The 14074-nt window shown below is 34.3% G+C and carries 12 protein-coding genes; 5 read left to right on the forward strand and 7 right to left on the reverse strand.

Features of this window, described 5'->3' with window-relative positions; all coding sequences use genetic code 11:
* Positions 1-42: 42 nt before the first annotated feature.
* The 3 genes from BQ7474_RS02030 to BQ7474_RS02040 are packed head-to-tail and all read right to left on the reverse strand — an operon-like array spanning position 43 to position 3397.
* Entirely contained in the window at positions 43-975 is a 933-nt protein-coding gene (locus BQ7474_RS02030) for a 1-phosphofructokinase family hexose kinase (protein WP_073997391.1), read from the reverse strand.
* Positions 976-984: 9 nt separating this feature from the next.
* Complete coding sequence (locus BQ7474_RS02035; RefSeq protein ID WP_073997392.1) at positions 985-2364, reverse strand: UDP-N-acetylmuramoyl-tripeptide--D-alanyl-D-alanine ligase; 1380 nt, start codon at positions 2362-2364, stop codon at positions 985-987.
* Positions 2357-3397: a D-alanine--D-alanine ligase family protein gene (locus BQ7474_RS02040; protein ID WP_073997393.1), complete on the reverse strand. Its 1041-nt coding sequence runs from the start codon at positions 3395-3397 to the stop codon at positions 2357-2359. The genes BQ7474_RS02035 and BQ7474_RS02040 overlap by 8 nt, the downstream gene beginning before the upstream one ends.
* 398 nt (positions 3398-3795) lie before the next feature.
* On the opposite strand from BQ7474_RS02040, the gene BQ7474_RS02045 reads away from it, so the two are divergent.
* From BQ7474_RS02045 to BQ7474_RS02055, 3 genes are all read left to right on the forward strand, one after another.
* On the forward strand, positions 3796-4650 hold the full coding sequence (locus BQ7474_RS02045; RefSeq protein WP_073997394.1) for an aggregation-promoting factor C-terminal-like domain-containing protein: 855 nt from the start codon (positions 3796-3798) through the stop codon (positions 4648-4650).
* 372 nt (positions 4651-5022) lie between these two features.
* Positions 5023-5775: a hypothetical protein gene (locus BQ7474_RS02050; protein WP_073997395.1), complete on the forward strand. Its 753-nt coding sequence runs from the start codon at positions 5023-5025 to the stop codon at positions 5773-5775.
* A 24-nt stretch (positions 5776-5799) separates the two neighbouring features.
* The gene (locus BQ7474_RS02055; protein WP_073997396.1) at positions 5800-6321 is read left to right on the forward strand and encodes a peptidylprolyl isomerase; all 522 of its coding nucleotides are present in this window, start codon (positions 5800-5802) and stop codon (positions 6319-6321) included.
* A 50-nt stretch (positions 6322-6371) separates the two neighbouring features.
* On the opposite strand, the gene BQ7474_RS02060 is transcribed toward BQ7474_RS02055, so the two are convergent.
* From BQ7474_RS02060 to BQ7474_RS02075, 4 genes are read right to left on the reverse strand one after another with little or no spacing between them, the layout of a single operon-like run.
* Entirely contained in the window at positions 6372-6608 is a 237-nt protein-coding gene (locus tag BQ7474_RS02060) for a hypothetical protein (protein WP_073997397.1), read from the reverse strand.
* A gap of 26 nt (positions 6609-6634) precedes the next feature.
* Complete coding sequence (locus BQ7474_RS02065; RefSeq protein WP_044567694.1) at positions 6635-6889, reverse strand: zinc ribbon domain-containing protein; 255 nt, start codon at positions 6887-6889, stop codon at positions 6635-6637.
* Between the two features lie 9 nt (positions 6890-6898).
* Positions 6899-8797, reverse strand: a complete 1899-nt coding sequence (locus BQ7474_RS02070) for a fructose-bisphosphatase class III (RefSeq protein WP_073997398.1) — start codon at positions 8795-8797, stop codon at positions 6899-6901.
* A gap of 19 nt (positions 8798-8816) precedes the next feature.
* Complete coding sequence (locus tag BQ7474_RS02075; RefSeq protein WP_073997399.1) at positions 8817-9515, reverse strand: hypothetical protein; 699 nt, start codon at positions 9513-9515, stop codon at positions 8817-8819.
* A 132-nt stretch (positions 9516-9647) separates the two neighbouring features.
* On the opposite strand from BQ7474_RS02075, the gene BQ7474_RS02080 reads away from it, so the two are divergent.
* Positions 9648-10154, forward strand: a complete 507-nt coding sequence (locus BQ7474_RS02080) for a nitroreductase family protein (RefSeq protein WP_073997400.1) — start codon at positions 9648-9650, stop codon at positions 10152-10154.
* A 134-nt stretch (positions 10155-10288) separates the two neighbouring features.
* Positions 10289-14071 carry a DNA-directed RNA polymerase subunit beta gene (gene rpoB, locus BQ7474_RS02085; protein WP_082187864.1) on the forward strand — a complete coding sequence of 1261 codons (3783 nt, stop codon included), beginning with the start codon at positions 10289-10291 and terminating at the stop codon, positions 14069-14071.
* The last annotated feature ends 3 nt before the right edge of the window (positions 14072-14074 follow it).

The raw sequence follows: 14074 nt of genomic DNA on the forward strand, positions 1-14074 counted from the left end.
TGCATAAAGTTAAGCTTAGGGGCAATTATTAAGTTGAAATTTTTATTCTATTTCTTCAATATTAACGTAATCTAGCATGCCTATAATTTCATCGTGAGTCGGCAAATCTAGGACGCGAGCTGTAGCAGATGCTGCAGCAATTGACATCTTATAAGCTTCTACAGGACTGCCATCTTTTACCTTAGATCCCAAGAATCCAGCAATCATTGAATCCCTACAAGCTGTTGTATTTATGATCTCTCTACCATCGTCTATCTCGTTGGACCCATAGACCTTATCACCAGTAAATAGCATTGAGCCTTCCGCTCCGTAAGAGATAATGACATTTTCCGCTCCCATTTCTCTAAGCTTTTTGCCGTAAGGTATATAATCATTTCTATCTAAGATTTCCACGCCAAAAATTCTTTCTATATCTTCGCCGTTTGGTTTGATTAGGGCAGGTTTTGCCTTAACTACATTCATCAAATATTGGCTTGGAACGTCTGCGACAAATTTGGCCTTGTTTGATGTTGCTACGGATACAAGCCTATCGTATATATCTCTACTTTGGCTTTCTTCCATTGGAGGTACTGAACCACCAAATATTAGCACATCTCCTTCTCTAACCCTAGATAGGTAGTAAAGAAGCTCGTCTAGTTCAGCTGCTGATATTCTTTTACCAGGATAATTGATTACAGTTTCTTCCTTGTTTTTAAAAATTTTGATATTGGTACGGTTTTCAGCCTCAGTTTCGACAAAGTCAGCAGTAATATCTTCGTTTCTAAGCCATTGCTTGATGAAATCACCTTGATAACCGCCGACAAAACCTGTGGCAATAGTTGGAATTCTTAGAGCGGATAGGACTCTAGATACATTTAGGGCTTTTCCACCTGGTAGGGTTCTTTCCGCTAATATGTTGTTTCTTTGGCCCATAGTTAGCTCATCCAGTTCTACAAAAAGATCAATTGATGGGTTTAGGGTAACAGTATAAATCATAGTCGCTCCTTATATATTTAGATTTCTGATGGATTCGATTATTTCTTCCATATGCATGCCATGAGATCCTTTTACAAAGACCAGGGTTGATTTGCTTATCAATTGTTTTAGCTTGTTACAAATATCTTCCTTATCTTCAAAATAAAAGGCTCTGGATTTTGGGAAATTTTTCAAAGCTCCTTCATACATATGTTTGGATAGGGGGCCATAGAATAGGCAATAGTCTATTTGGTTTGGATTGATTTTTTCTCCTATTTCAAAGTGCAAGCTTTCTTCATCATCACCTAGTTCTAACATATCGGCCAAAACAACAATTTTTTTACTGTAACCATTTAGCATATAGGTCATGCCAAGTCCAGTAAGCAGGGCTTGAGGATTTGATTTATAAGCATCATCTAGTATATCAAAGCCGTCTAGCTCTATGAGCTCAGCCCTGTTTTTTGATGTTTGGCATTTGAGAAAACCTCTTTGGATTTCTTCAAAGCTTAATCCCAATAATGAAGCAACCATAGCTGCAAAGCCAGCATTATAGATTTGGTGGTCACCAACAAGCTTTAAGTTAAAACTATCACTATCGTGTTTAAACTCTATGCCTTGGTAGCTAGATGATAATTTTTCGATTTTATAGTCTGCACTATCATCCATACCAAAAGTTAGAACTCTTGCGTCTACCTTATAATGTGGAACTTCTTTTCTTAAAGTTTCATCATCTATATTATATATGAAAACCCCATCTTTTTTTAGGGCTTCTGTTATTTCCATCTTTGCTTTTGCTATGCCTTCTTTAGATTTTAAGTTAAGTAAGTGGCTATCTCCTATATTTAGGATAGCTGCAATATCAGGTGACACTAGATTTGTTGTAAGAGATATATCTCCAAAGTTGTCAGTGCCAAGTTCTATTACTCCGATTTCTGTATCTTCATTTAGCTCTAGCAAAGTTTTTGGAACGCCTATGTCGTTGTTGAGGTTTCCTATAGTCTTTTGAACCTTGTACTTTTCAGCAAGTACTTGGGCCAGTATGTCTTTGGTACTTGTCTTGCCATTAGAACCTGTTATAGCGACTATCTTTATATCAAGCTGGTCTCTATAAGCCTTGGCCAAATCTCTTAAGGCTTTTTTTGTATCTTCTACTATTATATAAGGAATAGTGATGTTTTTATTTAAGTTAAATTCCTTATCTATTAAAAAAGCGCTTGCGCCTTTTTCTTCACATTCCTTGATGAAAATTCTGCCATCAAAAACTTCTCCAACCAGAGGGATGTACAAGTTATTTTCGTCAATAGTTCTAGAATCGGTGGAAACTCCTTCTATAATAAGGTCTTTTTTACTAGGATCAGAAAGAACTCCGCCGACCATGTCAGCAATTTCATCTAGTCTTCTTTTAATCATTATATCTCCTTAAACCATCTTCAATTAGCCTATCAAGGATAAGAGAAAAGCTCTCATCATACATGAGCATACAAAGTCTTGCAAAAAATGAGCTAGGTGTAAAGCCAGGGAAGGTATTAATTTCATTTATATATAAGTTTTTATCCTTACTATAGAAAATATCGACCCTAGCAAAACCTTGGCAACCGGCTGCTGTATAACATTTTTTGGCAAAGTCTATAGCTTTTGCTTCATCTTCACTATCCATTTTATAAGGAAGTTGTTCTATAGTTTCTTTGTCAAAATATTTGGCGTCATAATCTAGGAAAGTGTGATTTGTAAGGTAGGCGGCAGGTTTTGATGCATCGATACCATCTCCGTTGGCAATTACAGCAATTTCTATCTCTTGGCCATCTATAAGCTCTTCAACCAAGGCCTTTTCGTCATATTCTAAGGCTAGGTTTATTGCTTTTTCTAGCTCGTCCTTATTTGTAACCTTGCTTACACCGACAGAAGATCCGTTAGCAGATGGCTTTACAATCAGAGGAAAGCCAATTTCTGTGATACATTTTTCCAAGAAATCATCGCTAAGGCCTTCTTTATAAGTGTAAAGGTATTTGGCTTGGTTAAATCCATTTTTGTAAAAAATATCATTACTTGTAACCTTATCCATACAGATAGCAGATGATAGGAGGCCATTTCCTATATAAGGGTAGCCTATGCAATCCAAAAATCCTTGGATAGTACCATCTTCGCCATATGTTCCGTGAATGGCAGGAATTATTACAGTATTTATAGGATCATTCTCCTTAATATCTAGGAGGAAATCCCCTATGCTAGCTGCTTTATTATCATTTGTTTCCTTTACTAAGGAAAACTCATCATTAGTATCTATATAAGAAAAGCATTTGGAAAAATGTCCTTTCTTATCAATGTAGACAAGTTTTAGCTTGTATTTGTTTTTATCTAAGTTTTTACTAATATTTAGTGCACTTCGTAAAGAAATATCGTGCTCGCTTGATGGACCTCCAAAAAGCAAATAGACATTAATCATATAAATCTCACTTTCTACTTTAATATATAAAATTTTACTACATAGAAGAAAGCTGGGCAAATAATTAGCGTAAAATAGACAGTTTGTAACAATTACCGTATTGACTAGTTACAAAAATATTTTGTCTAAAATAAAGAATTATGGTAAAAATAAAAGTTTTTTCCCTAAACTGAGATAAAATTTAAAAAAAAACTATATGAAAACGTTGAAATAACAATCCTCCATAAAAAACTTACAAAGTATCTACATTTTCCTAATAATTACATAATTTCTACACAATTAGCCTGTATAATAGCTCTTGTAAAAAACATTCTGTTAATATTTTGTAACTATTATTACAAAACAAGAAAATTAAGAAGAGTAAGTCAATTATGACTATGAAAGGAATATAAATATAAATGTTTAATTTTAAAAAGTATGCCCTAGCAGCAGCACTAATAGTTCCAAGTGTAATTGGATTTTCTGCAAAAGATGCAGATGCAGCTAAGGTTATTATCGACAAAGAACTAGCAAGTGCAGTAAATGTAAGAAGCCAAGCAAAAATGGGAGATAATGTATTAGGACTTATCTCAAATGAAGAAAAAGCATATGAAATCAAATCTAATGAAGGAGATTGGCTACACATAGATTTTGAGGGTAAAGATGCATATGTAGCAAAAAGATTCTTCCACATATTAGATGAAGATAAAATCATTGCAGATACAAACTTTAGAAACAAACCAACAATTGATTCTGAAGTTATCAGTGTACTTCCTACTGGAACAGTAGTAGAAGTTACAGAAATTGCTGAAAATGGTTATGTAAAAGTAAAAGTAAATGACAAAGAAGGTTATGTTTACAACAACCTACTTGAATCATTTAGAAAAGCTAATGAAAAGAAATACGCTACACAAGCTACAACAAGTACATCAAATAATAATGTAGCAGCTAGCCAACCAACACAAACATATAAATATGTAGAAACAACACAAACTAACCAACAACCAGCACAACAAACTCAACAAACTCAACAATCATACCAAGGATCATCAAGCTGGGCAAAAGAATGGATAGCTCAAAGAGAATCTAACGGTTCATACACAGCTTACAATCCAAATGGTGGTTACTACGGTAGATACCAATTAAATCCATCACTAGTTCACTACGGGGCATCACCAGCTGAACAAGAAGCTGCAGCTGATAACTATGTTGCACAAAGATACGGATCATGGGAAGCAGCTCAACAATTCTGGGCAGCTAATGGTTGGTATTAATAATTAAATAAGTAATTTAGAATCTCTAAGCCTATAGGTTTAGAGATTTTTTGTTTCCTCATTTATTAAAAGTAAAGTAATAGTAAATAGAAATGAGGAATTATGAGAAAAATATTTTAATGAATTACTAGAAAAAGATCTTGCTTATTATCAGCAAGATGCTAGTATAGTTAAAAAGGACGGGCAAATCATAAATCCAAGCGGCAAGACTTATGAAAAAGCTGGCTTTGTAAAAAGTTTAGTATCTATTTTATTGGTAATTTTGTTATTTCAATTTAGATTCCTGTTCTAACACTATGAAAAATTTTACAAGGATTTTACAAATATATAGTATAATAGTTACAAAGTGATGAAAAATTAGGGGGATTTTTAATGTCTCAAGATATTAATTACTATTTAAGAGATTTAGTCGATAATTCAAAAATAAACAAATTGCTAGCTGATGATGAAACAGATATTAGTCTTATCCTAGATTTGTATACAGCTGATTACAAAGGATCAAGGATAAAATTCCATTACAAGGACCAAGAGGTAACCATAGATACAGAAGATAGAAAAATTTTATCCTATTGCGGCAAAAAAGTTACAGAAAATTTAGATGTTATAACAGCTTTAAGCTTAGATTACGAAATACTAAGATTGTTTAATATTTATAAACTTGACGAAGATCATTTTGAAGAACTTGGTGAAAATTTCCAAGCTGAAATAAAAAATGAATACAATCATGAAAGCAAAAAGTTGGAAGATTATCTAATTGAATATCTAAAAGATATCAAAGAAAATGATTATGACGAAAAGCTCATAGGATCTCTTATTAACAAATCAATCTTTAATAAAAAAGATGATCATTTCGTTCTCAGCAGGGGCATAAATGGTTCAACTATAAAGTACAACTCTTCTAAGAATAAATTTACTATTAAAAACAATTATTCATTCAAAGAAAAATTCAAGACAGATGAAATTATCAAAGATTTTGATGTAGCGAAGTTTAACCAAGTAGCAGAGAGCATAAGTCAAAGAAAAATATATGAGAAAAAACGTATAGAACTTGAGGATGGAATTTCTGAATACATAGGTTTTAACCCAGGCTCTATCATATTTTCTGATCTAGACTTTGATAATTAATACTTTATTTAAAGGAGAGATAATATGCAAAATAACCCAATACTTACAATAGAAATTGAAAATGGCGATATAATAAAAGCTGAACTTTATCCTGAAATCGCCCCAAATACAGTTAATAACTTCATATCCCTAGTTAAACAAGGATTTTATGATGGGATAATCTTCCATAGAGTTATAAAAGGATTTATGATCCAAGGTGGAGATCCAGAGGCAACTGGCATGGGTGGCCCAGGATATTCTATAAGGGGTGAATTTAGGTCAAATGGTTTTGAAAACAATTTGAAACATAGCGCTGGAGTTTTATCAATGGCAAGATCTATGATGCCAAACTCTGCTGGTAGCCAATTTTTCATCATGCATAAGGATAGTCCACATCTAGATGGTGACTATGCTGCATTCGGTAAAGTTATTGAGGGAATGGAAGTAGTCGACAAGATTGCAGAAACTGTAACAGACAGATCCGATAGACCAAAAGAAGAACAAAAAATGAAAAAAGTTACAGTTGATACTTTCGGAGAAAACTACCCAGAGCCAGAAAAAATGTAATTTAAAAGACGTTGGTAGATGATTTTCTACCAACGTCTTTTTTAATTAATTTATTTGCCACAATTTCTGCAAGTTTTTCTAAAGTAATCATTTCTTTTTATCTGGTGCTTGCAGTGGGGGCATTTAAAGAAAATTTTCTCAATTATAATTGTGATTATAAATATAATTAGAAAAATTATTATTGAATACCATGATAGCCTTCCCTTGTTTAGCAAGTCAAAGATTAAAATAGCAAGGCCAATAAAGCCTAAGATTAGATTTAATTGGCTAGCTTTTTTTAAATTCACTTATAGCTCCTTTATCAAAAATTAATCTAAAATTTAGAAATATCTTTGCCACAGTGTGGGCAATATTTAGCTGGTTTTAGTAAATAATCATTAATTAGACTATTGCAATATGGACACTTATTGGCAGCAAAATACAATATAATACCAACAACAGCAAGTAATATAGCTAGAACTATATTCCAAGTGATACTTGTAGCAAAGGGATTATTAAAGGCGAAAATTAAAATCAAAGCCACAATCCACAAGGCTATAGATATTAGGTTATAGTGTTTTCTTTTCATTATTAACTCCTATAGATTGTCGTAATTTTCCAATAGTTTTTCAAGAACATTGATTCTTTCTTGGATAGTTTTGCCTTCGTCAGTATCTTTGATTAGCATCCTTGGATGAAGGACTTCGACTTCTCTAATATTTGGCTTGTAAGAACTTACCTCATCTGTGATGGATTCGTAATTGCTGTGCTCTGCCAGGGAAACTGAGTGGGAGTTAAAGACTAAAGTGTATCCTGCTATGCCGGTTTTGGCTTGGTAAGGTTTGGATATGCCACCGTCTATTACATATAGTTTTCCTTTTGCCTTTACTGGACTGTCTCCTTTTTTGGTTTTTACAGGGACGTGTCCGTTTATGATTCTTCTTCTGTCACTTTTGACTTCAAATTCGTCCAAAATCATTTCTACAATTTCTTCCTTGTTGCAAAGTGAGAAATATGGGTTGTAGACTTCTTCTCTTAGTTTCTTGTCATCTACAAATAAATTTTCAAAGTATGAAAATTGAGATTTGCCAAAAATAGGGGAATATTTGCCATTAAAGAGATACCAGATAAAGTCTATGGAGTATTCGTCGTTTTTGTAGTAAGCATCACGAGTGATTTTTTCAAGCTTATCCATAAGGCTCTTGCCACAATATTTTTTGCCCTTTATTTCAATTTCTGTGAAAGATCCATCTTCATTTAGTGGAATACAACCATGGAATAACAAAGAACCATTTTCTACTTTGTATAAGCTTCCGTTTTCGTATAAGAACTTTATGTGCTTGTTTAATTTCACACTGCGTTTAAAATCTTTTTGTAGGGTAGATATTACACATTTTTCCTCTTCTGTTAGTCTTAGAGGGTCCTCTGGATCTACTGTAGGAAGATTTGTATCTTTTAGGGCCACACCCTTGTAGGTCATGTTTTTGTAGTCTATATGTCTTAGGAAATTTCTGTCATCCATCTTAAACTCTGGATTTCTTTCTAGGAGTGTTCCATCAAGCTTGTATCTGATTATTGAAATAGCCTTAAACATCTTTGCAGCAACTTCATCGTTTATATTGTCATATAAGTTCTTGTCAAAAACTCTAGGCATAAAAATCTCAGCTGGATCATCGCCGTATGTTGTCATGGCAAATTCATACAAAGGTCTAAGATTTATAGCATAACCATCTTCAAGCATATCAAAGTTACTGTATTGGATGGCATTTGCAAGACAGGCAGCTGTAAGAGCCTCGTTGCCACAAACTGCACCCATCCATTCTATATCGTGGTTGCCCCACTGAATATCAATATTTGGGAATCCTATAAGCTCATCAATTATGACTTGAGGAGCAGGTCCTCTGTCAAATATATCGCCAACAACATGTAGTTTGTCGACACTTATTCTTTGGATAAAAGTTGAAATTAGTATGATAAAATCTTTGGCAGCTCCATACTTTACAACATTTTCTATTAGTTTGTCATAATAGGTTTTCTTGTTGTATTCGGAATCATTAGTATAGAGTAATTCATCTACAATAGGTGAGAATAAGTCGCCAAACTTTTCCTTTACATAGTCTTTGGCGTACTTTGTAGATACAAATCTAAATAGACTTATGAGCCTGTGAATATTGATAGTTAGAAAGTCTTCTGTAAGCTCGTTTTTTAATTCCAATTCGTGCAAGACTTCTTTTGGATTATAAACAAGTTCGGTTAGCCTATCTTGTTCTTCTTTAAGCAAGGTATCGCCAAAGTTTATAGAAGTTTTTTCCCTTATATTGCCTGATGCAGACTTTAATAGTTGCAAAAATGCACTGGCTTCTCCGTGGATGTCAGAGAAAAAATATTCTGTTCCCTTTGGTAGGTATAGTTTTGAACTAAGGGAAATTAGTTCGTTTCTTACTTCTCTTTTTGAATTGTAGTTCTCTTTTAATAATTTGTAATAACTTTCATCCATTTTGCTATCCTTTTTTATTTTATTGTTCCTGTTCTCCTACATTAGATTCTTTCTTTTCTTTCTTCTTTGCTATTCGTACTGTTTGACTCTGGTCTTTATTTGCTTTTGGACTGCTTTCATAAACCATCTTTTTATCTTTTTCTAAAAGCTGGTAGTTGGCGTCACTTGTCTTTACCTTGCTTGTATCGTCAATTTTTATTTTATCGTTATTTGCTTTTACTACGTCATTTTTATTTTCAAACTCAATATATTCTTTAGGTTTGACATCTTCTTCTAGTATATGCTCATTTTCATAAGCACCTCTTGATTTTGCAATAAGTCCTAAGATAGAATTTATCACAATTATGGCATTTAGAGCCATAACTACATATATTAGTGGACTCTTTGCATCTCTTAACATTACTAATATGAAGGCATCGATTATTATAAAGATAAGTGCGAAGCATAGGTTAGAAATATGATATTTGCCTAAACTTCCTGCCTTAAATATGTGTCTTGTTATTACGACATTAAATATAAAACAAAGAGCAAAAATCCCAATTAATATTGCCTTTATAAGTCCTTTTGCTATATTGGGAAATCCTGCAATATCAACAGCAGCCATCAGAAGATTGACATCAACTAAGGCTACAAAAGCTATTGCTAGCAAAAAAACAATTGTAACTACCGATCTAAAAATACCGGTGATTGTAGAAAATAATTTAACTAATTCTTTCATAAGTCCTCCGTTACTTTTATTATAACATAAATAGGAATTATTTAGAGTAAAAATATTAATTTGTGGTATAATTAAAATTTATACTCGAAAAGCTAGATCTTGTTTGTATAGTAATAGTAAAGTGAGGTATTTATGGATTTTTATGATGTATTAAGTAAACGTGTTTCTACAAGAAAGTTCACAGACGAAAAAGTAAATGGGGAGGATATAAAAACACTAATTGATGCTGCAAACAAAGCTCCTATTGCCATGGGCCAATACGATAGCTCAAGGCTTACAGTTATAGAGGATAGGAATCTTATCAAAGAGATTAGCCAGGAGTACAAAGACTTTACAGGCAAGGATAGTGATGCTCTTTATAATGCTCCAGTCTTTATAATTTTTTCATCCAACAAAGACAATACTTCCAAATACGAGGATGCAGGCTGCGTTTTGGAAAATATTGCCCTTGCTGCTACAAATCTAAATCTTGGTTCTTGCTATATAAGAGGCCTAGTTAACAAGCTAGGAAATGAGGCCAAATACATAGATAAGCTTATGCTAGATAGGGGATACTATCCAGTTAGTGGTATTATAGTTGGCCATAGCGAAGATGAGCTTAAGGGCAAAGATCATAAGATATTGACAAATCATATTTGACAAAACCCTGGATTAGATGGTATAATTAAGCATTGCTAGAAATCTAATCATCTAGATTTTATTCATTCATAAAGGCTAATTTTCTTAGCCTTTTGTGTTTTTATTGTGTTTTTATAGTGAAGGAGTTTTAATTAATGGCCCAATATCACAAAGAGTATTTTGGAAAAACTGAGCGTGTGAGTTTTTCTAAATTCCCTCAAGTCTTAGATTTACCTAATTTGCTAAAAGTTCAGAAAGATTCCTATGACTGGTTCCTTAAAGAAGGTCTTGGAGAAATCCTAGAAGATATATCTCCAATAGAGGACTACAATGGTAATCTTATTCTTGAATTTGTCGGATATGAATTTGATGATGAAACAAAATATTCTATCCAAGAAGCAAAGTATAAGGATACAACTTATTCAAGAGATTTGAAGGTTAAAGCTAGACTTATTAATAAGGAAACAGAAGAAGTTAAGGAACAAGAAGTTTTCATGGGAGATTTCCCAATGATGACAGACTCAGCAACTTTTGTAATAAACGGAGCTGAAAGGGTAATAGTAAGCCAACTTGTTAGAAGCCCTGGTGTTTATTATGCAGAAGAAACTGACAAATCTGGTGATAAGCTTTATTCTTCAACTGTTATACCAAATAGGGGTGCCTGGATAGAATTTGATACAGATGCTAGCCATACTGTAAATGTTCGTCTTGATAGAACAAGAAAACTTCCGGCAACAACTTTAGTTCGTGCCCTATTATTTGAAAGTGATGATGAGATTATAAGAGCCCTTGGCGATACTCCTCATCTTAGAACAACCTTAGAAAAAGAAAATTCTGAAACTAGCGAAGAAGCGCTAATCGAAATATATAGAAAATTAAAACCAGGAGATCCTGCAAGTTTGGAATCTTCTCAAAATCTCATAAATAACCTATTGTTTGATGATAGAAGATATGATTTGGCAAAAGTAGGTAGGTACAAATACAACCTTAAACTTGCTTTGTGGCCAAGAATTGAAGGAAGAATTGCAGCAAGTGATGTAATCGATGGTGAAACTGGAGAAGTATTCATCAAAGAAGGTGAAACAATAGACAGAGCTACTGCTATAGCAATTGAAAATTCTGGTATTAATTCAGTTGATATCAAAAAATTAAATAATGATGGTGAAGACCAAATTTTAAGAATAGTTGGCAACCACTTTGTTGATATAAATTCTTTTGAAGAACTTCATGATGTAGACTATGACGTAGATGAATTCTCAGAAAAAGTTTACTATCCAGTTATGAGAGAAATAATTGATAGTGCAAGTGATAATGAAGAAATTCTTGACATGATGACTAAGAGAAAGAAAGAATTATCACCAAAAAATATCACTCGTAGCGATCTACTAGCTATAGTTAACTACCAATTCAACCTATTTGAAGGCATAGGTGAAGTTGATGATATCGACCACTTAGGAAACCGTAGAGTTCGTGGTGTTGGTGAATTACTTCAAAACCAATTTAGAGTAGGTCTTGCTCGTATGGAAAGAGTTGTTCGTGAGAGAATGACAACCCAAGATCCAGATCTTGCAACACCTCAAGGACTTATAAACATAAAACCTGTTACAGCAGTTATAAAAGAATTCTTTGGTTCATCACAACTTTCACAATTTATGGACCAAACAAATCCAATGAGTGAGCTAACTCACAAGAGAAGATTATCAGCTCTTGGACCAGGTGGTTTGTCAAGAGACCGTGCAGGTGTTGAAGTCCGTGACGTTCACGATTCCCACTATGGTAGGATTTGTCCAATAGAGACCCCAGAAGGACCAAACATCGGTCTTATCACATCTCTTACAACCTATGCTAGAATCAACAAATATGGTTTCATCGAAACACCATATAGGATTGTAAAAGAAGGTGGCTATGTAACAGATGAGATAGATTACTTAACAGCAGATATAGAAGACTCATATATCATAGCCCAAGCCAATGAGCCACTTGATGATGAAGATAGATTTATCAACGAGAGAGTATCAGGTCGTGGTCTAAACGGTGAAAATGATATTTACCCTAGAGAAAATATCCAATACATGGACGTTTCTCCTCAACAAATCGTATCTGTTGGTGCATCACTAATTCCTTTCTTGGAAAATGATGACTCTACTCGTGCCCTCATGGGTGCCAACATGCAACGTCAGGCAGTGCCGCTACTAAAATCAGAAGCTCCAATAATAGCAACTGGTATAGAACACAGGGCTGCTAAAGACTCTGGTGTTTGTGTAGTTTCAAGAAATGCAGGAAAAGTTGTTTATGTAGGTGATGAAACTATCAAGGTCAAAAGAGATAGTGATGGTGAGATAGAAACTTATAATCTATTAAAATTTGAAAGAGCAAACCAAGGAACAACCATCAACCAAAGACCAATAGTAAAACTTGATGACCACGTAGAGGCAAATGAAATTCTTGCAGATGGTCCATCAACAGAAAATGGTGAACTTGCCCTTGGCAAGAATATCCTAATAGCCTTTACAACATGGGAAGGTTACAACTTCGAAGATGCTATGCTACTTAACGAAGAGCTTGTAATCGACGATGTCCTAACCTCAGTTCACATAGAAGAACACGAATGTGAAGCTCGTGAGACAAAACTTGGTGCAGAAGAAATTACCAAAGATATACCAAATGTCGGCGACGATATGAAGAAAAACCTTGATGAAAACGGGGTTATAAGAATCGGTGCTGAAGTAAAATCTGGCGATATCCTAGTTGGTAAGGTATCACCAAAAGGCGAAACAGAACTTTCACCAGAAGAGAGATTATTACGTGCAATCTTTGGAGAAAAGGCTCGTGAAGTACGCGATACCAGCCTTAAAGTACCACATGGTGAACAAGGTATTGTCGTAGATGTAAAAGAATATGACAAAAAAGATGGAGACGAATTATCTCCAGGCGTTAACAAAGTAATAAGAGTTTATGTAGCAACCAAACGTAAGATTATGGTTGGGGATAAGATGTGCGGTCGCCACGGTAACAAGGGTGTAGTTTCTCGTATATTACCAAGAGAAGATATGCCTTTCCTCCCAGATGGTACACCAGTACAAATATGCCTAAACCCACTAGGTATCCCATCTCGTATGAACCTTGGACAAGTACTAGAAGTACACATGGGTCTTGCTGCAAGAACTATGGGCTGGAAAGTTGCAACACCAGTATTTGATGGGGCGATGGATACAGAAATAGAAGATGCTCTTGAAGAAGCAGCACTTAAGGCCCCATACATCAACAAAACAGGCAAAATCGAGCTTCGTGACGGACGTACAGGAGAAGCCTTTGAAAACCCTGTAACTGTAGGTGTCATGTATATGCTAAAACTTCACCACATGGTAGAAGAAAAAATCCACGCTAGATCAATTGGACCATACTCACTAGTAACCCAACAACCTCTCGGTGGTAAGGCACAATTTGGTGGCCAAAGATTTGGTGAAATGGAAGTGTGGGCCCTAGAAGCTTATGGTGCAAGCCACACTCTACAAGAGATCTTAACTGTTAAATCAGACGATGTTACAGGCCGTGTAAAAACTTACGAAGCCATAGTAAAAGGTGAAAATATCCCAGAACCAGGCACACCAGAATCATTCAAAGTACTAGTAAAAGAACTACAATCACTAGCCTTGGATGTTGAATTGCTTGATGATGATGGATCAGTTATAGAAATAAAAGAAAATGTTGACGAACAAGATAGGTTCAGTCAAGTTGATAAAATAGATGCATCAAAGATTAAATCCCAAAGTAAATTATTAAGTCAAAATACTGAAAAAGTAGCAAATGAAGATACTATAAAAGCTAGCGATGAAGAAAACCTTGAATCTTCAGATGACTTATTAATAAAAAAAGAATTTGAAAACTTATATGAAGATTCTGAAAATGAAGGATTTAGTATTGAGGAAATAGAATAGGGA

The organism is Anaerococcus urinomassiliensis (assembly GCF_900128425.1).
In the GTDB taxonomy this organism is placed as follows: domain Bacteria; phylum Bacillota; class Clostridia; order Tissierellales; family Peptoniphilaceae; genus Anaerococcus; species Anaerococcus urinomassiliensis.